Below are 18956 nucleotides of genomic sequence, written 5' to 3' on the forward strand. Positions count from 1 at the left end.
TGGGAAATCCTTTAAGCCAGAGAAGTCAGGGGAAGAATTTGTCGAGCTGGTAGCCGTTCACGTGCAGGCCGTTGACCTGCAGCGGCACGGCCAGGCTGAGTTCGCCGCCGGCGGGGAACGGCCCCTGCGTGCCGGGCGGCAGGTAGTTTTCGGGCAGCAGGACCTTGCGCACCACCACGGTGTCCGACAGGTCGGTCAATTGCAGCACCAGCCCCGGCCAGGGCTGCGGCTTGTCGAAGCGGTTGCGCAGGGTGACCCGCAGCGTCAAGCGCATGACGCCGTCTTCCGAGGCGACGCCGCTCTGCGGCTGCAGGGAAGACGCGGTGATGGATATACGTTCCAGGCGTCGCGCATAACCGACCTGGCAGCCGACCTGGCGGCAGATGGCTTCCATGGCGGGCCGCAGCGCGGGCATGGACGTCGCGATCGGCGTGCGGTAGATGTACAGGCACTGCAGCGCCAGCACGAGCAGCGCGACCAGGATGCCGGCCAGCCAGACCCGGGAAAGCAGCGAGCGCCGCCGCTGCACTTCTTCGTCCATGAAGATGGGCGGCGCCATGCCGGCATCGGTCAGGTCGTCGTAGCGTGTGCGGGATTCGCCAGGGATGGAGACGAAGTCGGGATCGTCTTCCTCCACGGCATCGCGGTCGGCGTAGATCGGAATGCGGTTGCCGCGCGACACGTCGCGCGCGGGCAGCGGCGCGTCGTCGATGTCGTCCTGGCGATAGGGCCCGGGCCGGACGGGCGCGTACGGTTCGCGGCTGTCGATCGTGGGGTCGTCGATCGTATGGTCGTCGTCATAAGCGTCGACATCGGCGTCATCGACGTCATCGACGTGGCGATAGGATGTCGGCGTCTCGATCGGGGGACCGAGCGACGAACCGAACGTCGGTTCGATCGAAGGCTCGGCCGGGCGTTCGATCCGCGGCACGTGAGGAACGACCGGCGGCACGTAAGGCGCGATCACCGGCTCGCGCGGGTCGGATTCCAGGCGGCGCGTGCTGTCGCGGCCGCGCAGCACGGCGGCCGCCGCGACGGGCGCGGCAGTCGGCATGTGCGACGCCGGCGGCACCGGCGCCGCCGTGGACGTGGGCACCAAGGGACGTGCCGGCGCGACCGGGGCCGGGCGCGGCGGCACGGGCGGCGGCGTGTAGGGCCGTAGCGCCTGGGGCGGTTCGGCCGGGACCTGGACGGACAGTACCGGGGAAACTTCGGCGGGCAGTTGCACCGGCGTGTCGGCGCGCGGCGCGGGCCGGGGCAAGGCGCCTTCCCCGGCCTGGCCGTCCACCGCGCAGGCCAGGCCGTCGAATACGCGCGAGCAGACGCCGCAGCGCACCAGCCCGTTGCGCACGCGCAATTGATCCGCCACCACCTTGAAGGCGGTGCCGCAATGCGGGCAGCGGGTGGTCATGGCCATATGCGCTACCGTCCGCTTCGTCGTCAGGCCTTGCGTCCGTGCAGGCACACCCATCCGTCGCGCTCGCGCCAGACGGACATGGGCAGCCAGCGCGCATAGACGGCGCAGACCTCTTCGGCCTGCCGCGCGAGCACGCCGGAAAGCACCAGCGCCCCGCCCGCGGCGACACGGCCGCAGAGCATGGGAGCGAGCACCTTCAGGGGATTGGACAGGATATTGGCCACGACGACGTCGCTCGCGCCATCACCCAATTCGTCGGGCAACATGGCCTGCAGCGCCACGCGATTGACGCGGGCGTTCTCGCGCGTGGCGATGACGGCCTGTTCGTCGATATCGACCGCCCAGGTGCGGCCCGCGCCCAGCTTGCGGGCCGCGATGGCCAGGATGCCGGAGCCGCAGCCATAGTCCAGCACCGTGGCGCCGGCGGGCAGCTGGGCTTCGAGCCAGGCCAGGCAAAGGTGGGTGGTGGGATGGCTGCCGGTGCCGAACGCCAGGCCCGGGTCCAGCTCGATATGGATATCGCCGCCCTGCTCTTCCTGGCGGTCCAGGCCGGGCACGCCGGGATCGTCGCGGTGCCAGCTGGGAACGATCCAGATGCGGTCGGCGATATGGATGGGGCCGAATTGCTGCTGGGTCAGCCGGACCCAGTCGGCGTCCGGTACGTCGCGCAGCGACCATGCGGCCAGGACGGGAGCGTAATCCGGGCTCAGTTCGGCGGCTACGCTTTCGATGATCTGCGCGGGATCGGCGCCGTCGGGCAGCAGGGCCACCACGCGGTTGCGCTCCCAGGCCTGGACCGACGGTTCGGTGCCGGGCTCGCCGAAGAGCGGCTGCTCCGCGTCGGTGTCGCGGTCGGCGTCTTCCACCGAGACCGACAGCACGCCCGCGTCCAGCAACGCATCGGACAAGGCCTCGGCCTGCGTCTCCGAAGAATGGAGCACCAGCTCACGCATGAAAGGATCTTCCGTCTGAGATATTCAGTGACTGCGGGGACGCACCGGGCGGCCACGCCGGGCCGCCGTTGGCCGCGCCGTTGGCCGTATTGTACGTTCCCCGCGCGCCGCCTTTCCGTCGCGCAAGCCCCAGGCCCGCCGGGCGGTCAGGGGCGCTGGGCCAGCTTCTGTTCCAGGTAGTGGATGCTGGTGCCGCCTTCGATGAAGCGCGCATCCTGCAGCATTTCCCTGTGCAGGGGAATGTTGGTGGAAATGCCTTCCACCACCATTTCCGACAGGGCGATCCGCATGCGCGCCAGCGACTGCTCCCGCGTATCGCCATAGGTGATGACCTTGGCGATCATGGAGTCGTAGTTGGGCGGCACGAAGTAGCCATTGAACGCGTGCGAATCGATGCGCACGCCCGGCCCGCCCGGCGTATGCCAGTTGGTGATGCGGCCGGGGCTGGGCACGAAGCGGAACGGGTCCTCGGCGTTGATGCGGCATTCGATGGCGTGGCCTTTCAGGACCACGTCGCGCTGGCGCAGCATGAACTTCTCGCCGGCGGCGATGCGGATCTGTTGCTGGACCAGATCGATGCCGGTGATCAGTTCGGTGACCGGGTGCTCCACCTGGATACGCGTGTTCATTTCGATGAAATAGAACTCGCCGTTCTCGTACAGGAATTCGAAGGTGCCGGCGCCCCGGTAGCCGATCTTGCGGCAGGCGTCGGCGCAGCGGTCGCCGATGCGTTCGATGAGCCGCCGGGCGATGCCGGGAGCGGGCGCTTCTTCGATGACCTTCTGGTGGCGGCGCTGCATGGAACAGTCGCGCTCGCCCAGCCAGATGGCGTTGCGGCCGCCGTCGGCCAGCACCTGGATTTCGATATGGCGCGGGTTCTCGAGGAACTTCTCCATATAGACTTCCGGGTTGTTGAAGGCCGCGCCGGCTTCGGAACGCGTCATGGTGACGGCGTTGATCAGTGCGGCTTCGGTATAGACCACGCGCATGCCGCGGCCGCCGCCGCCGCCCGCCGCCTTGATGATGACGGGGTAGCCGACTTCACGCGCGATGCGCATGATTTCCTGGGGATTGTCGGGCAATGCGCCTTCCGAGCCGGGCACCACCGGCACGCCGGCTTCGATCATGGCGCGCTTGGCGCTGACCTTGTCGCCCATGAGCCGGATGGAATCCGGCCGCGGCCCGATGAACACGAAACCGCTTTTCTCGACGCGCTCGGCGAAGTCGGCGTTTTCCGACAGGAACCCGTATCCGGGGTGGATCGCTTCCGCGTCGGTGACTTCCGCCGCCGAAATGATGGCCGGCATGTTCAGGTAGCTTTCGCGCGAAGGCGGCGGCCCGATGCATACCGACTCGTCGGCCAGGCGGACGTATTTGGCGTCGCGATCCGCTTCGGAATGCACGACCACGGTCTTGATGCCCAGCTCGCGGCACGCGCGTTGTATGCGCAGGGCGATCTCGCCGCGATTGGCAATCAGTATTTTTTCGAACATGGGAACAATCAGCCGATGACGAACAGGGGTTGGCCGTACTCGACGGGCTCGCCGTTTTCGACCAGGATTTCCTTGATGACGCCGGACTTGTCGGCCTCGATCTCATTCAGAAGCTTCATGGCTTCGATGATGCACAGCGGATCGCCTTCCTTGACCGACTGGCCGACTTCCACGAAAGGCGAGGCGCCGGGGTTGGGCGAACGGTAGAACGTGCCCACCATGGGCGCCTTGACGACGTGGCCCTGCACCGCGGGCGCGGCGGCCGGCGCGGCAGCGGGCGCGGCGGCCGCAGCGGCCTGCGGCGCGGGCGCGGATTCCTGCACGTGGTGGTAGGCGACCGGCTGCACCGTCTGCGAGAACTTGACGATGCGGACCTTGCCTTCGCCCTCGGTGATCTCAAGTTCGGCGATGCCGGACTCGGCCACCAGGTCGATCAAGGTCTTGAGTTTTCGGAGATCCATATAAGTGCTTCCCGGAATGTTGACGACGGCCGGCCGTGCTGCCGCGCCGTATTGGATATCTGGTTTGTGGAGACAGGGGAAAACCGTTGGAACGATGCCGCGATCAGTGACGCGCCGCGTAGCGGACAGCGGCTTCGTAGCCATCGGGCCCGAGCCCGGAAATCAGTCCAACCGCAAGGTCGGACAGATAGGAGTGATGCCGGAACGGCTCGCGCTTATACAAGTTGGACAAATGTACTTCAATAAACGGAATGGACACGGCCGCCAGCGCGTCGCGCACCGCCACGCTGGTATGGGTGTAGGCCGCGGCGTTGATGACGATGAAATCCGTGCCGTCTTCGCGGGCGGCCTGGATGCGTTCCACGAGGGCGCCTTCGTGGTTGCTTTGCCAGGCCGTCAGCGACACGCCCAGGTCCGCCGCCAGGGCGGCCAGGCCGTCATTGATCTGCGCCAGGGTGAGGCTGCCGTAGATACCCGGTTCGCGGGTACCCAGCAGATTCAGGTTGGGGCCGTGCAGGACCAGTATGCGTTGCGCCATTGCTGCCAGACTGGAAGACCGGCGCGGCCGCGCCGCAGCGCCGCCTGATGTATGCCGGGGTGAATCGGAAACGGACGGCCAGGGCCGCCCGCACAACGTTCGCGATCATGACCAACCGGTTACGCCGGCTAGCCTTTTGTCGCGAAAACCTCGAATAGCCCCGCTTTTTACGACAATTTCGTCTATTTGTCTATTGAGGTTAGGCCGTGCCCGCGCCGAGCATGCGATCGAGCTCAGCCATATCGACGGGACCCAGGATCTGCTTCCTAATTCCGCCATCTGCGCCCAAAACCAAGGTAAATGGCAAGCCGCCAGGGCCGTTACCCAGCTTGCGCATGAGGTCGATGCTGCCTGGACCGGTCACCAGAAGGGGGTAGGAGACCGGCACTTTAGACGCAAATTTAACGACGTTCGCTGCTGTATCGACCGCCAGCCCCAGGAAAGTGACCTGCGGATGCCGTTTGTGCAGCTCGTCGAGCTCGGGCATTTCCTTGACACAGGGCGGGCACCACGTCGCCCAGAAATTGACCACGATCGGCTTGCCTTTCCACTGCGCCAGCGGCTGTGGCTGGCCCTGGAGATCGGGATAGGTCTGGGCCAGCAGCCCGGCGCTGGCGTTGCCGGCGGCGCTGGCGGCGCCAGCCAGGCCACCCGACAGGCCGCCCGACAAGCCACCCAGCAACAGCGTACGGAGAACAGTGCGTCGTTTCATCGTGTCATCTTACCGCCGGTCGGCGGCGGGCTGGCGTCCGATCGAGCATCTACAATGCCGGCAGGAGAAAACAGCACATGCATCTGCACATTCTAGGCATCTGCGGCACGTTCATGGGGGGCCTGGCGCTGATCGCGCGCGCGGGCGGCCACCGTGTCACCGGCTGCGACGCAGGCGTCTATCCGCCCATGAGCACCCAGCTGGCGGAACAGGGGATCGAACTGATCGAGGGCTATGGCGCGGACCAGCTGTCGCTGCGCCCGGACCTTTATGTCATCGGCAATGTGGTCTCGCGCGGCAACCCCTTGATGGAAGCCATCCTGGATGACGGCGCGCCTTATATCTCCGGACCGCAGTGGCTGGGGGATCACGCGCTCGCGGGCCAGCACGTCCTGGCCGTGGCCGGCACGCATGGCAAGACGACCACCAGCGCCATGCTGGCCTGGATACTGGAGCATGCCGGGCTGCGGCCGAACTTCCTGGTGGGCGGCGTCGCGCAGGACTTCCAGGTGTCCGCCCGCTACGACCCGGCGCGCAAGCTGTTCGTGATCGAGGCCGACGAATACGACACGGCCTTTTTCGACAAGCGCTCCAAGTTCGTCCATTACCGGCCGCGCACCGCCATCCTGAACAACCTGGAATACGACCACGCCGACATCTTCCCCGATCTGGCGGCCATCGAAACCCAATTCCACCACCTGGTGCGCACCATACCGGGCAAAGGACGCATCGTGCTGCCCGCCGGCTCGGCGGCGCTGGACCGCGTGCTGGCGCGCGGCTGCTGGTCCGAAACCGTGCGGTTCGGCGGCGATGGAGAATGGCAGGCCGGCGAAGCCGACGCCGACGGCGCCTTCGCCGTGTCCCGGCACGGCAGCGCGATCGGCACGGTCCGGTGGCGCCTGCTCGGCGAGCACAACCGGCTCAACGCCCTGGCGGCCATCGCCGCCGCAGAGCACGCGGGGGTGGCGCCGGGCGACGCGGTACAGGCGCTGTCGCTGTTCGCCGGCGTCAAGCGCCGCATGGAGCTGCGCGGCACCGCGCGCGGCGTCGCGGTGTACGACGACTTCGCCCACCATCCGACCGCCATCGAGACCACGCTCGCCGGCCTGCGCCGGCGCGTGGGCGATGCGCGCATCCTGGCCGTGCTGGAGCCGCGCTCCAACACGATGAAGCTGGGCACCATGGCGGAACGGCTGCCCGGCGCGCTGCAGGCGGCCGACCGGGTGTTCTGCTTCGGTTCGAAGGCCGGCAAGCATGCGCTGGGCTGGGATCCGGCACGCGTACTGGCCCCGCTGGGCGACCGCGCCGCGGCCTATGACGACCTGGACGCCATGGTGGCCGCCATCGCCCGAACCGCGCAGGCCGGCGACCACATACTGATAATGAGCAATGGCGGGTTTGGCGGCATACACGGCAAACTGCTGGATGCGCTGACTTCCCCGGAACGCCCATGATCCTCTACCTGCACGGCTTTCGGTCATCGCCGACTTCCTACAAGGCGCGCCTGATGGCGGCCGAAATGGCGCGGCGCGGACTGTCGGCCGACTGGCGCTGTCCGCAACTGCCGCCCAGTCCCGGCGAAGCGGTGGATCTGGCCATGGCGCTGGCGCGCGAGCAGCTGGACGAACTGGCGCGGCGAGGCCAGCGATCGCCGCGCGCGCTGACGCTGATCGGCTCGTCGCTGGGCGGCTATTACGCCGCCTGGATGGCGGAACAGCTCGACTGCAAGGCGGTGCTGCTGAACCCCGCGGTGTACGCGCCGCGCGACCTGGCCACGCAGGTGGGCCGCCAGAGTATGTATCATTCGGGCGCGCCGTTCGACTTCCGCCCGGAATACGTGGATGAACTGGCCGCGCTGGAAGTGGCCCGGCCGACCCGCCTGGAACGCTATTTCCTGATCGCGGCCACGGGAGACGAAGTACTCGACTGGCGCGAAATGCGGGACTGGTACGCCGGCTGCCGGCAGCACATCGTCGAAGGCAGCGACCATGGGCTGTCCGATTTCGCCGCCCTGATGCCGGAAGTACTCGATTTCGCGCTGGACAATTCCCCGAACGGCGACCAGCCCTGACCCAATAACTATTCAGCAGTATCGCGCGCGGGCGGCGCAGCCGCGCCCCGCGCCCCAGATGGACCTCGCCATGCACGTGTTTTACGAAGACGACGGCCAGTTCAAGGCCGGACATATCCTTTCCGAAGCGGACGCCAGCCTGCAGGTGGAATCCGAGTCGGGCAAGCGCAGCAAGATCAAGCGGGCCAACGCGATATTCACCTTCTCCACTCCGGAGCCGGCGGAATTGCTGCGCCAGGCCGAAGCCGCGGCCGAGGACATCGACCTGCAATTCCTGTGGGAATGCGCCCCCCAGGAGGAATTCGACTCGCCGGCGCTGGCGGCGGACTATTACGGGCACGCGCCCTCGCCCACGGAGCAGGCGGCGCTGCTGCTGCGCCTGCACAGCGCGCCGGCCTACTTCCACCGGCGCGGCAAGGGCCGCTACCGCCCCGCGCCGCCGGACATCCTGGCGGCCGCGCTGGCCGCCCTGGAAAAGAAGCAGAAGCAGGCGGCCCAGCAACAGCAATGGGTGGACGATATGGTGGCCGGACGGCTGCCGGAAGAAATCGCCGCCATGGCCGAGACGCTGGCGGTGCGGCCCGACAAGAACACCATGCAGTGGAAGGCCCTGGAAAGCGCCTGCTCGCGGCTGTCGAAAAGCCCCGACCGGCTGCTGCTGGACCTGGGCGCCTTCCCCAACGCGCTGGCGCTGCACAAGCGCCGCTTCCTGGCGCAGTATTTTCCGCGCGGCACCGGGTTCCCGGAGGTCCAGATCCCGGCGACGGATCGCGAGCTGCCGTTGGCCGATGCCGAAATCTATTCGGTCGACGACGTCACGACGACCGAGATCGACGACGCCCTGTCGGTGTCGGTCCTGCCGGACGACACGGTGCGCGTGGGCATCCACGTGGCGGCGCCGGGCCTGACCGTGACGCGCGGCAGCGAGCTGGACAAGCTGGCGCGCGCGCGCCTGTCCACGGTCTATATGCCGGGCGACAAGATACCGATGCAGCCGGACGCCGTCATCCAGGCGTTTTCGCTGGACGCCGGGCGCGAGGTGCCCGCCCTGTCGCTGTACGTGACGGCGAATCCCGCGACCGGTGAAATCCTGGCGTCCGAAAGCCGGATCGAACGGATCGTGGTGAAGGAAAACCTGCGCCACAACCTGCTGGACGAAGCCGTCAGCGAAGCCGCGCTGGCCGACCCCGAGTCCGCCCTGCCCTATGCCGAATGGCTGCGGCCGCTGTGGCGGCTGGCGCAAGCCCTGTCCGCCAAACGCGACGAGGTGCGCGGCAAGCCGGAAAACAACAGCCGCGTCGAATACAGCTATTACGTCGACGGCAACCCCGACGACCCCGATACGCCGGTGCGGCTGGTGCCGCGCAAGCGCAACGCGCCGCTGGACCGCATGGTGGCCGAATACATGATCCTGGCCAACAATCTGTGGGGCGGCCTGCTCGCCCAGCACGGCGTGCCGGGGATCTACCGTTCGCAGCAGGCGGGACGGGTGCGCATGAGCACCCAGCCTCTGCCGCACGAAGCCATCGGCGTGCCGCAGTACGCCTGGAGCACGTCGCCGCTGCGCCGCTACGTCGACCTGGTGAACCAGTGGCAGCTGATCGCGGCGGTGGACAACGGCGTGTCGGCGCGCCTGGTGGCGCCCTTCAAGCCGCGCGACGCCGACCTGTTCGCCATCATCGGCGCCTTCGACGCGCAATACGCCGCCTGGGGCGAATTCCAGAACACCATGGAACGGTACTGGTGCCTGCGCTGGCTGGCCCAGCAGGGCATCACGCGGACCACGGCCAGCGTGCTGCGCGACGACCTGGTGCGGTTGAACAATGCGCCGCTGGTGACGCGGGTGGGCGGCCTGCCGTCCCTGGCGCGCGGCGCGCAGGTGGAAATCGACCTGCTGGACCGCGACGAACTGACGCTGGAAGTGGAATGCCGCTTCGTCGGCGAACTGGCGGCGACGGCCGCCGAAGAAGGCGCGCCCGAAACCGAATAACGCCGCGGCGCCCATGCCGCGACACCGGCCCGATGCGGGAGGGAACAAGCATGCGGATACTGCTGATCGAAGACAATCCCGACCTGGGCGACGCGATCGAAAGCAAGCTGCGCGCCTCGGGCCATAGCGTGCAATGGGTGCAGGACGGCGAAACCGCGCTGCAATGGAGCCGCCACGAAGAATGGGACGCGCTGGTGCTGGACATCATGCTGCCCGGCAAAAGCGGCTTCGACGTCATCCGCGAATTGCGCGCGTCGGGCATCGAGGCCCCGGTGCTGGTGGTCACGGCCCGCGCGGAGATCGAGGACAAGATCGACATGCTGGACCTGGGCGCCGACGACTACCTGGTCAAGCCCTTCGACCTGCGAGAACTGGAAGCCCGCCTGCGCGCGCTGCTGCGCCGGCCCGCCGGCCGCACCACGAGCGTGGCGGTGCACGGCAACCTGACCCTGGACGTCGCCGGCCGCACGGCGCATATCGGCGGCGTGCCGGTCACGCTGGGACGGCGGGAATTCCGCCTGCTCGAGATCCTGCTGGACCGCATGGGCAGCACCGTGGGCAAGGAAAGGCTGATGAGCCAGCTGTTCGATCTGGAAGACGTCCTGCCCAACGCGCTGGAACTGCTGGTTTCGCGGCTGCGCCGCAAGATCGCCGGGGCCACGGTCGACATCGTCACGGTGCGCGGCGTGGGGTACCAGGCACGCCTCCACGAAGCGACGTAGCGGCCCATGGACAGAGGCGCGACGGCGCAGGCCGGGATCAAGCTGGGCGCGGCGTCGTCCATACGCGGCCGCGTGTTCGCCATGGGCTGCCTGCTGCTGCTGTGCGCTTCCATCGCCGTGAGCCTGTTCCTGCGCGATTACGCCCACAGCGCCGCCGACCGCGCCTTCGACCGCCTGCTGGCGGCGTCCGCGCTGACCATCGCCGGATCGGTGCAGATCGACGAAAACGACGTGACGGCCGAGCCGCCGTTTTCTTCCCTGGCCATGCTGTCGGGCAACGATCGCGTGTTCTACAGCGTGCGCAACGCCAGCGGCAAGCCCGTCACCGGCTACGACGACCTGGCGCCCGGGCTGCCGCTGGCACGGTCGGCGTCGCCGGTGTTCTCCGACGCGGTCTACCACGACGAATCGATACGCATCGCGACGGTCGGCAGGCTGATTTCCGCCGGACGGCATGCGGGCTGGGTGACGATCCGGGTGGCCGAAACGCGCGATTCGCGCGATGCGCTGGCGGCGGAAATCCTCAACCGCAGCGCCCTGCCCCTGCTGGTGGTCGTGCCCGTGGCGCTGGCGCTGCTGTGGTTCGGCATCCAGCGCGCCTTCGCGCCGCTGGCCCTGATCGAACGCTCGCTGCGCGCCCGCGCGCCCGATGACCTGACGCCGCTGGAGGCGCCGGTGCCGCGCGAAGTGCGAGGCCTGGCGGAGGCGCTCAACGGCTTCATGCGCCGGTTGAGCGGCATCATGTCGTCGCTGAACAATCTGGTGGCGGATGCGGCGCACCAGGTGCGCACGCCCCTGGCGTCACTGCGCGCCCAGGCCGAAGTGGCGATGGACGAAACCGACCCCGAGCGGCTGCGCGCCCGGGTCGCCCGCATCCATCAGAACGCCACGCATGCCAGCCAGTTGATCAACCAGCTGCTGATGGATGCGACCATCACGCACCGCCTGGGCATGCGCGGCCACGAGTCCGTGGGGATCGCGGAAACCGTGAACGAAACGCGGCGCCGTATCGGGCCGCTGGACGCGCAGCGCCTGCGGATTTCCATCGCGCCCGAAGTGCGGCGTGCGCGCGTGGTGGGCGACCGCGTGGCCTTGCGCGAGATGCTGCGCAACCTGGTGGACAACGCCTTGCGCTATGCGCCGGACGGACCGGTGGAAATCCAGGCCACGCCGGTCGCGGGCTACCGCGTGGCGCTGACGGTCGACGATTGCGGGCCCGGCATCGCCGACGACGAAAAAGACGCGGTGCAACAGCGCTTCACGCGCGGACGCGGGGTGGCGGGCACGCCGGGATCCGGATTGGGCCTGTCGATCGCCAAGACCGTGGCCGAAGCGCACGGCGGCGCCTTGTGGCTCCAGGACAGAGCGGGAGGCGGCCTGTCGGCGCGCGTGGTGCTGCCGCGCGCGCGGCCGGTGTATCCGCGTCTGCTGCTGGCCGCGGCCATGGTGATGGCCGGCCTGGCGGCGACGCCGCCGCAGGCCGCCAGGGCGCAGGGCATCGCCACGCAAGCGGCGACACGGGCCGCGCCGGCGGCGGCGCCATTGACGGTGACCCGGTTTCCCGCGCCGCAGCCGCCTGGCCGCCTGCTGGTCATCGCGGGCACCACGGATACCCCCGCGGCCGCGCCGGTCATCGTGGCGTTCCAGGCCAGCCAGCCGGACGTGACGATCGAGTATCGGGAAATGGGCAGCCGGGAGCTCTACGAGGCCACCGTCGCCGGACGGCTGGGCGACGCCGACATACTGATCAGCTCCGCAGCCGACCTGCAGATCCGGCTGGCCAACGACGGCTACGCGATGCGCTACGACGCGCCGGGCGCCAGCCGCCTGCCGCCCTGGGCGGTGTGGCGCGACGAGGTGTTCGGCTTCGCATTCGAGCCGGCCGTCATCGTCTACAACCCGCGCCGCTTCAACGAGGGCACGGTGCCGCGTTCGCGGCAGGAGCTGCTGCGCCTGCTGGAGAGCGATCGGGCGCGCCTGCACGGACGCGTGGGCACCTACGACATCAGCCGCAGCAGCGTCGGCCAGTTGCTGGCCGAAGAAGACGAGCAGGTGTCGTCCAACTTCTGGGGCCTGACGAACGCGCTGGGCCAGGTCGGCGTGCGGCTCAGCGCCACCACGGCCGACATCCTGGACGCCATCGAGAACGACGAACTGGACATCGGCTACAACGTGCTGGGTTCCTATGCGCTGGCGCGCCAGGCGGCGGGACGCCGCATCGGCGTGGTCTTTCCGCAGGATTACGTCCTGCTGCTGCCGCGCTCGGCGATCATCGCGCGCCACGCGCCGCAGCCGGCCCTGGGCCGCGCCTTCATCGACTGGCTGCTGTCGGCGGCGGGACAGAACGAACTTTCGAGCGTCAGCGGCCTGGGTCCGATGGTGGACGATGACGGCGCGGGCCGCGGCGGCGACGCCGCGCTGGCGCGCTCGCAAGGCATCGTGCAGCCGGTCGTGCTGGGCCCGGCGCTGCTGGTGGGCCTGGACCGCCAGCGCAACGCGCGCTTCGTGCAGAACTGGACGCGGCTGGTGACCGATACGCCGGCCGTGGGCAAGACGCCGGCACCCTGATCGCCGCGCCATGACAGGACGGCGACAGCATGCGGCCACTAAGATGCGGCCACACTGGCGCCGTCCAGTAAGACTATTCCAAATGGAGAAGACAACCATGCTAGTCCCGTCACGCCTGGCGGTGGCCTGCGCCGCCGCATTTTCCCTGACCGCCGCATCCGCGTTCGCGCAGACCCCCGCGGGCTATCCCTCCGATTACCAGAAAGTCATCGACGGCGCCAAGAAAGAAGGCACGGTGGTGATCTATTCGACCACCGACACCAAGACGGCCGATCCCATCATCAAGGGCTTCGAAGCCGCCTACCCGGGCGTCAAGGTCGAATACAACGACATGAACAGCACGGAGCTCTACAACCGCTACATCAGCGAACAGGCATCGGGCGGGAACAGCGGCGACGTGGTGTGGAGCTCGTCGATGGATTCGGCGCTGCAGCTGGCCAAGGACTACGCGCTGCAATACAAATCGCCGGAAGAAGGCAAGCTGCCGTCCTGGGCCGTGTGGAAGGACACCGCCTACGGCACCACCTACGAACCCGCGGTCTTCATCTACAACAAGCGCCTGGTCCCGCAGGGCGACGTGCCCAAGACGCACGGCGACCTGGCCAAGCTGGTGGCCGCGCAGACCGACAAGTTCAAGAACAAGGTCACCACCTACGACATCGAGAAATCCGCGGTGGGCTTCATGCTGGCCGTGCAGGACAAGATGAACGACCCGCATTACTTCGACACGCTGCGCGATACCGCCAAGGGCGGGCTGGTCGTGCAGTCGTCCACCGGCACGATGATGGAGCGGGTGTCGTCCGGCGAGAACCTGATCGGCTACAACATCCTGGGTTCCTACGCGGAAGCGCGGGCCCGCAAGGATGAATCGATCGGCATCGTCTATCCGACCGACTACACGCTGGTGCTGTCGCGCGTGGCCTTCATCAGCAAGAAGTCCAAGCATCGCAACGCCGCCAAGCTGTGGCTGGATTACCTGCTGTCGCAAAAGGGCCAGGACCTGGTGGCCAACAAGGCCGACATGGCGTCGATCCGCGACGACATTCCGGGCGACAACGACGTCGACGGCCTGACCAAGAAGCTGGGCAAGGCGCTCAAGCCCATCCCCGTGAACGAAACGCTGCTGGACTACCTGCAGCAGAAGAAGCGCCTGGAATTCATCAACGACTGGCGCAAGGCGGCGGGCAAGTAAGGCCCCGCACGAAGGAACGGTCGGCGCGCGTGCCGAAGTGAAGCGCGCGCCGGGTGGGGCGGCGGCGCCATAAGCGTTGCCGCCTCGCCCCAGCCGTGCCGTGGAGTTATCGCGCCGGCATCCGGCGCACCGCGTTCGCAACCGGGACATCACCATGCAGACATTGCGCTCCAGATGGCAGTCATTGCCGCGCGGCGTAGTGGTATTGATCACAGCACTGGCCATTTACGTGCCGCTGTCGCTGATCGTGTACCAGAGCTTCCTGTCCGCGCCTTTCTTTTCGCCATCGAAAGAAATCGGCCTGGATGCCTTCCGTTTCATCTTCGACGATCCCGATTTCTACAAGGCCCTGGTCAGCGGCCTGATCCTGGCGTTCGGCCTGTTCATCATCGCCGTGCCGCTGGGCGGCATGCTGGCCTTCCTGCTGGTACGCACCGACCTGCCGGGCCGCAACTGGATCCAGCCGCTGATCCTGGTGCCGGTGTTCGTATCGCCGATGGTGCTGGGTTTCGGCTATGTGGTGGCGGCCGGGCCGGTCGGCTTCTTTTCCGTCTGGGCGAAGGAACTGCTGGGCTTCGTGCCGTGGAACGTCTATTCCATGACCAGCATTGTCATCATCGCCGGCCTGACCCACGTGCCGCATGCCTACCTGTACATTTCGTCGGCGCTGCGCAGCATGGGTTCGGACGTCGAAGAAGCCGCCCGCGTCACGGGCGCTTCGCCCCTGCGCGTGATGATGTCGGTCAGCCTGCCCATGGTGCGGCCGGCAATGCTGTACGCGTCGGTGCTGCTGTTCTTCCTGGGCCTGGAAGTCTTTGGCCTGGTGCTCGTGCTGGGCGATCCGGAAGGCAACCTGGTGCTGGCCACTTACCTGTACAAGCTGACCAATAAACTGGGCACGCCGTCGTACCACCTGATGGCCGCGGTGGCCGTGGTGCTGATCTGCATCACGATCCCGCTGGTGGCCCTGCAACGGCGCCTGATGCGCACGGCCAACCGTTTCGTGACCGTGAAGGGCAAGGCCTCGCGCGCGCGTCCGCTGCCGCTCGGCAAATGGCGCGGCATCGCCAGCGCGGTGGTATGGCTGTGGCTGATCGTCACGATCTTCGTGCCGCTGACCGGCGTGGTGCTGCGCGCCTTCGTGTCCAACTGGGGCATGGGCGTCTCGCTGCTGGACGTGCTGTCGCTGGACGCCTTCCGCTCGGTATGGGGCCAGCCCAACCTGCTGCGCGCCATCGTCAACTCGGTGGCCATCGGGGTGTTCGGCGGCGCGCTGGCGGTCGTCTGCTACACCTTCATCGGCCTGGCCATGCACCGCAAGCAGGATCACGTGACGCGCTTCCTGGACTACAGCGTGCTGGTCCCGCGCGCGGTGCCGGGACTGCTGGCCGGCCTGGCTTTCCTGTGGGTGTTCCTGTTCGTGCCGCTGTGGCTGGACAACGCCCTGGACGAAGGCGGGCTGCTGCACTTCCTGCCTTATGCCGACTGGCTGCGCGAGAATTTCGTGGAATGGCTGCGCGCGATCCGCAGCACCATCTTCAGCGTGTGGCTGGCCTACACCGTGGTGTGGATGGCCTATGGCCTGCGCCTGATCTCGTCGACGCTGCTGCAGGTGGGCCCGGAGCTCGAAGAAGCCGCGCGCAGCGCCGGCGCGCGCCGTGGCCAGGTGACGCGCCACGTCACCGTCCCGCTGGCGCGCTACGGCCTGATCGGCTCCTGGCTGCTGATGTTCCTGATCTTCGAGCGCGAGTATTCCACCGGCGTCTACCTGCTGTCGCCCGGCACGGAAACGATCGGCTCCATGCTGGTCTCGCTGTGGGCGGCGGGCGCCATCGACATCGTGGCGGCGCTTTCCTTCATCAATATCGCGCTGGTCGTGGTCGGCCTGGGCATCGCCCTGCGATTCGGAGTGAAACTTCATGATTGAACTATCCGTTGACGACCTGCACCTGGACTACGGCGACAATCCGGTCCTCAAAGGCGTATCGATGGCCCTGAAGCAGGGCGAAGTGGTTTCCCTGCTGGGCCCGTCGGGCAGCGGCAAGACGACCCTGCTGCGCGCGGTGGCCGGCCTGGAAGCGCCCAAGCGCGGCAAGATCGCCATCGGCGAACGCCTGGTCTACGATGGCGCGGCGCGCCGCGAAGTGCCGGCGGAAGAGCGCAACCTGGGCCTGGTGTTCCAGTCCTATGCGCTGTGGCCGCATAAAACGGTGTTCGACAACGTCGCCTATCCGTTGCAGCTGCGCCGCACGTCCGCCGCGGAAACCCGGCAGCGCGTGCAGGAAGTCCTGGACCAGCTCGGCCTGGGACACCTGTCGCAGCGCCATCCGCACCAGTTGTCGGGCGGCCAGCAGCAACGCGTGGCCATCGGCCGCGCGCTGGTGTACAACCCGCCGGTCATCCTCCTGGACGAACCGCTGTCCAACCTGGACGCCAAGCTGCGCGAGGAAGCCCGCGCCTTCCTGCGCGAACTGATCGTGCGGCTGGGCCTGTCGGCGCTGATGGTGACGCATGACCAGAGCGAAGCGATGGCGATCTCCGACCGCATCCTGCTGCTGAACAACGGACGTATCGAGCAACAGGGCACGCCGCAGGAAATGTACGGCTCGCCCGCCACCCTGTTCGCCGCCGAGTTCATGGGCACCAACAACCGCTTGAACGGCCGCGTCGTCGAAGTGCGCGATGGCGAAGCCAGGCTGGAAGGCCAGGGCTGGACGCTATGGGGCCGGGCCGGCGCGGGCGTGCAGGCGGGCCAGGAGGCCGTCGGCGTGATCCGCGTGGAAAGCGTGCGCCTGGGCGAGGAAGCGCAAGACAACCACGTCGACATGCGGCTGATGACCAGCATGTACCTGGGCGACCGCTGGGAATACGTTTTCCGGCCGCCCGGAGAAGAATCGGTCAGCGCCATGGCGCTGCGCGCCTACGGCCAGGAACACCGGGCGCCGGGCGCGCACCGGCTGGCCCTGCCGCCCTCCCGGCTGTGGATTTTTCCGCGCCAGGCATAGGAAGCGCGCGGCACGGCGGCGCTGCCGTGCAACCCGACTAAAATGCCCGGGTGCAAGACGATCACGACTCCTCTTTTACCCGGGCGGCCCATTGGATGGGCGCGCGCGCCCAGCACCACCTGTGGCTGGCACTGGCGATCTCGCTGATCGTGCACGCCGCCGTCCTGGCGGTGCGCTTCGCGCCGCCCCGCACGCCGCGTCCGCCGGCCCAGTCGCTGGAGATCATCCTGGTGAACGCCAAGACCGACACGGCGCCGGTCAAGGCGGAAGCGCGGGCGCAGGCGAACGTGGAAGGTGGCGGCGACGCGGAAAAAGGCATGGCCCAGTCGCCCCTGCCGCAATCGGGCGAGGCGCCCAGCGCCGTGGTGCTGGAAGCCATGCGCAAACGCCAGGCGTCCCTGGAGGAAACCCAGCAGCGCCTGCTGTCCCAACTGCAGGCCAGCACCCAGGTCAGCCCGCCGCGCCAATCCGGCGAACCGGTGCCGGACGCCAGTACGCCGGGCCGCGAAGACCAGGACCAGGATAGCGTGCTGCAGAATGCCCAGGTCGCGGCGCTGGCGGCCAGGGTGCAGGCCTACAACAAGCGTCCGCGCCGCACCTTCGTCGCGCCGTCCGCCGAGGCATCCCGCTACGCGCAGTACCTGGACGCCTGGCGCAGCCGTATCGAAGCCGTCGGCACGCAGAATTATCCCGAAGAAGCGCGCGGCAAGCTCTACGGCACCTTGCGCATGACGGTCTACGTGCGCGCCGACGGCAGCGTGGCCGACGTGGAAATCGACACGCCATCGCAATACCCGGTGCTGAACCAGGCGGCGCGGCGCATCGTCCAGCTGGCGGCACCGTTCGCGCCGTTTCCGCCGGACATCGCGCGCGACACCGACGTCCTGGCGATCACGCGCACCTGGAATTTCGTCAACGATACGCTGGAGACCCGGGCGCCATGACGATGCCTTCCCCTACCCCCGCGGCCGGCGCGGCGCCGGGTCGCTACGCCGTCATCGGCAACCCGGTCGCGCATAGCCGTTCCCCGCGCATCCACGCCATGTTCGGCGAACAGACGGGCATACCCGTCGAATACGGCCTGCTGCCGGCGCCGCTGGACGGGTTCGAAGCCAGCGTGCGGGAATTCTTCGCCACCGGCGGGCGCGGGCTGAACGTGACCGTGCCGTTCAAGCAGGAGGCCTGGACGCTGGCGGCGCCGCGGCTCAGCGAGCGGGCCCGGCTGGCCGGGGCGGTGAACACCCTGTGGCAGGACGACGGCGCCCTGCGGGGCTGCAATACCGATGGCGTGGGCCTGGTCGCCGACCTGCGCCGCCTGGGCGTGGAACTGAACGGTGCGCGGATATTGATGGCCGGCGCCGGCGGCGCCGCGCGCGGGGTGCTGCAACCGCTGGCGCAGGCGGGCTGCGCGCGCATCCATATCGTCAACCGCACGGCGGAAAAAGCCCACGCCCTGGCCGCGGAATGGCTGCGGGCGACCGGGGCGGCGTCGCCCGCCGTCAGCGCCGGCGGTCTGGACGAGGCCCACAAGGGCGGCCCCTGGGATGTGGTGGTCAACGCCACGTCCAGCAGCCTGGGCGACGCGCCCCCCGCCCTGCCGTCCGGACTCTATGCCGATGGGGCGCTCGGCTACGACATGATGTACGGCGCCCAGGCGACGCCCTTCATGCGCCAGGCGCGGGACGACGGCGCGGCGGCCACGGCCGACGGGCTCGGCATGCTGGTGGGCCAGGCGGCGGAAAGCTTCTTCATCTGGCATGGCGTGCGCCCCGATGCCGAACCGGTCCTGGCCGCGCTGCGGCGGGAGCTGGCCACGGCCGCACCGCGGTAATGG

At 68.2% G+C, this 18956-nt stretch carries 16 protein-coding genes; 10 read left to right on the forward strand and 6 right to left on the reverse strand.

Annotation, left to right across the window (positions count from 1 at the left end):
* Window positions 1-25 precede the first annotated feature (25 nt).
* From CAL26_RS23845 to CAL26_RS23870, 6 genes are all read right to left on the reverse strand, one after another.
* Window positions 26-1411 (reverse strand): DUF3426 domain-containing protein, encoded by a 1386-nt coding sequence (locus CAL26_RS23845; protein WP_256988577.1) that lies wholly within the window; start codon window positions 1409-1411, stop codon window positions 26-28.
* 29 nt (window positions 1412-1440) lie between these two features.
* Window positions 1441-2370 carry a 50S ribosomal protein L11 methyltransferase gene (gene prmA / locus CAL26_RS23850; RefSeq protein ID WP_094849156.1) on the reverse strand — a complete coding sequence of 310 codons (930 nt, stop codon included), beginning with the start codon at window positions 2368-2370 and terminating at the stop codon, window positions 1441-1443.
* A gap of 146 nt (window positions 2371-2516) precedes the next feature.
* On the reverse strand, window positions 2517-3863 hold the full coding sequence (accC, locus tag CAL26_RS23855; protein WP_086067049.1) for an acetyl-CoA carboxylase biotin carboxylase subunit: 1347 nt from the start codon (window positions 3861-3863) through the stop codon (window positions 2517-2519).
* 8 nt (window positions 3864-3871) lie between these two features.
* The gene (accB, locus tag CAL26_RS23860) at window positions 3872-4324 is read right to left on the reverse strand and encodes an acetyl-CoA carboxylase biotin carboxyl carrier protein (RefSeq protein WP_094849157.1); all 453 of its coding nucleotides are present in this window, start codon (window positions 4322-4324) and stop codon (window positions 3872-3874) included.
* 103 nt (window positions 4325-4427) lie between these two features.
* Entirely contained in the window at window positions 4428-4862 is a 435-nt protein-coding gene (aroQ, locus tag CAL26_RS23865) for a type II 3-dehydroquinate dehydratase (protein WP_094849158.1), read from the reverse strand.
* Window positions 4863-5061: 199 nt separating this feature from the next.
* Window positions 5062-5574 (reverse strand): TlpA family protein disulfide reductase, encoded by a 513-nt coding sequence (locus tag CAL26_RS23870; RefSeq protein ID WP_094849159.1) that lies wholly within the window; start codon window positions 5572-5574, stop codon window positions 5062-5064.
* A 77-nt stretch (window positions 5575-5651) separates the two neighbouring features.
* Between CAL26_RS23870 and mpl the strand changes: the two genes are divergently transcribed.
* The 10 genes from mpl (at window position 5652) to aroE (ending at window position 18953) form a co-directional block, all read left to right on the forward strand.
* Window positions 5652-7028 carry a UDP-N-acetylmuramate:L-alanyl-gamma-D-glutamyl-meso-diaminopimelate ligase gene (gene mpl / locus CAL26_RS23875; protein WP_094849160.1) on the forward strand — a complete coding sequence of 459 codons (1377 nt, stop codon included), beginning with the start codon at window positions 5652-5654 and terminating at the stop codon, window positions 7026-7028.
* Complete coding sequence (locus CAL26_RS23880) at window positions 7025-7645, forward strand: YqiA/YcfP family alpha/beta fold hydrolase (protein ID WP_094849161.1); 621 nt, start codon at window positions 7025-7027, stop codon at window positions 7643-7645. Before mpl ends, CAL26_RS23880 begins: the two co-directional genes overlap by 4 nt.
* A gap of 70 nt (window positions 7646-7715) precedes the next feature.
* A complete protein-coding gene (locus CAL26_RS23885; RefSeq protein WP_094850054.1) occupies window positions 7716-9635 on the forward strand; it encodes a ribonuclease catalytic domain-containing protein in 1920 nt (639 codons plus the stop codon).
* 50 nt (window positions 9636-9685) lie between these two features.
* Window positions 9686-10357 carry a response regulator transcription factor gene (locus CAL26_RS23890; protein ID WP_094849162.1) on the forward strand — a complete coding sequence of 224 codons (672 nt, stop codon included), beginning with the start codon at window positions 9686-9688 and terminating at the stop codon, window positions 10355-10357.
* Between the two features lie 6 nt (window positions 10358-10363).
* Complete coding sequence (locus CAL26_RS23895) at window positions 10364-12925, forward strand: sensor histidine kinase (protein ID WP_094849163.1); 2562 nt, start codon at window positions 10364-10366, stop codon at window positions 12923-12925.
* 97 nt (window positions 12926-13022) lie between these two features.
* The gene (locus CAL26_RS23900) at window positions 13023-14117 is read left to right on the forward strand and encodes an ABC transporter substrate-binding protein (protein WP_094849164.1); all 1095 of its coding nucleotides are present in this window, start codon (window positions 13023-13025) and stop codon (window positions 14115-14117) included.
* Window positions 14118-14271: 154 nt separating this feature from the next.
* Window positions 14272-16044, forward strand: coding sequence for an ABC transporter permease (locus CAL26_RS23905; RefSeq protein WP_094849165.1), 1773 nt, complete (start codon window positions 14272-14274; stop codon window positions 16042-16044).
* Window positions 16037-17122, forward strand: coding sequence for an ABC transporter ATP-binding protein (locus tag CAL26_RS23910; protein ID WP_094849166.1), 1086 nt, complete (start codon window positions 16037-16039; stop codon window positions 17120-17122). Before CAL26_RS23905 ends, CAL26_RS23910 begins: the two co-directional genes overlap by 8 nt.
* A 95-nt stretch (window positions 17123-17217) precedes the next feature.
* Window positions 17218-18066 carry an energy transducer TonB gene (locus CAL26_RS23915; protein WP_094849167.1) on the forward strand — a complete coding sequence of 283 codons (849 nt, stop codon included), beginning with the start codon at window positions 17218-17220 and terminating at the stop codon, window positions 18064-18066.
* Window positions 18063-18953: a shikimate dehydrogenase gene (gene aroE, locus CAL26_RS23920; RefSeq protein WP_256988578.1), complete on the forward strand. Its 891-nt coding sequence runs from the start codon at window positions 18063-18065 to the stop codon at window positions 18951-18953. Before CAL26_RS23915 ends, aroE begins: the two co-directional genes overlap by 4 nt.
* Window positions 18954-18956 lie beyond the last annotated feature (3 nt).

Origin of the sequence: Bordetella genomosp. 9 (assembly GCF_002261425.1) — a bacterium.
Lineage (GTDB): Bacteria > Pseudomonadota > Gammaproteobacteria > Burkholderiales > Burkholderiaceae_B > Bordetella_C.

Excerpts from the sequence above, each read along its gene's own strand:
- CAL26_RS23845 (WP_256988577.1), bottom strand. The coding sequence starts at position 1,411 with ATGACCACCCGCTGCCCGCATTGCGGCACCGCCTTCAAGGTGGTGGCG.
- prmA (WP_094849156.1), bottom strand. The coding sequence starts at position 2,370 with ATGCGTGAGCTGGTGCTCCATTCTTCGGAGACGCAGGCCGAGGCCTTG.
- accC (WP_086067049.1), bottom strand. The coding sequence starts at position 3,863 with ATGTTCGAAAAAATACTGATTGCCAATCGCGGCGAGATCGCCCTGCGC.
- accB (WP_094849157.1), bottom strand. The coding sequence starts at position 4,324 with ATGGATCTCCGAAAACTCAAGACCTTGATCGACCTGGTGGCCGAGTCC.
- aroQ (WP_094849158.1), bottom strand. The coding sequence starts at position 4,862 with ATGGCGCAACGCATACTGGTCCTGCACGGCCCCAACCTGAATCTGCTG.
- CAL26_RS23870 (WP_094849159.1), bottom strand. The coding sequence starts at position 5,574 with ATGAAACGACGCACTGTTCTCCGTACGCTGTTGCTGGGTGGCTTGTCG.
- mpl (WP_094849160.1), top strand. The coding sequence starts at position 5,652 with ATGCATCTGCACATTCTAGGCATCTGCGGCACGTTCATGGGGGGCCTG.
- CAL26_RS23880 (WP_094849161.1), top strand. The coding sequence starts at position 7,025 with ATGATCCTCTACCTGCACGGCTTTCGGTCATCGCCGACTTCCTACAAG.
- CAL26_RS23885 (WP_094850054.1), top strand. The coding sequence starts at position 7,716 with ATGCACGTGTTTTACGAAGACGACGGCCAGTTCAAGGCCGGACATATC.
- CAL26_RS23890 (WP_094849162.1), top strand. The coding sequence starts at position 9,686 with ATGCGGATACTGCTGATCGAAGACAATCCCGACCTGGGCGACGCGATC.
- CAL26_RS23895 (WP_094849163.1), top strand. The coding sequence starts at position 10,364 with ATGGACAGAGGCGCGACGGCGCAGGCCGGGATCAAGCTGGGCGCGGCG.
- CAL26_RS23900 (WP_094849164.1), top strand. The coding sequence starts at position 13,023 with ATGCTAGTCCCGTCACGCCTGGCGGTGGCCTGCGCCGCCGCATTTTCC.
- CAL26_RS23905 (WP_094849165.1), top strand. The coding sequence starts at position 14,272 with ATGCAGACATTGCGCTCCAGATGGCAGTCATTGCCGCGCGGCGTAGTG.
- CAL26_RS23910 (WP_094849166.1), top strand. The coding sequence starts at position 16,037 with ATGATTGAACTATCCGTTGACGACCTGCACCTGGACTACGGCGACAAT.
- CAL26_RS23915 (WP_094849167.1), top strand. The coding sequence starts at position 17,218 with ATGGGCGCGCGCGCCCAGCACCACCTGTGGCTGGCACTGGCGATCTCG.
- aroE (WP_256988578.1), top strand. The coding sequence starts at position 18,063 with ATGACGATGCCTTCCCCTACCCCCGCGGCCGGCGCGGCGCCGGGTCGC.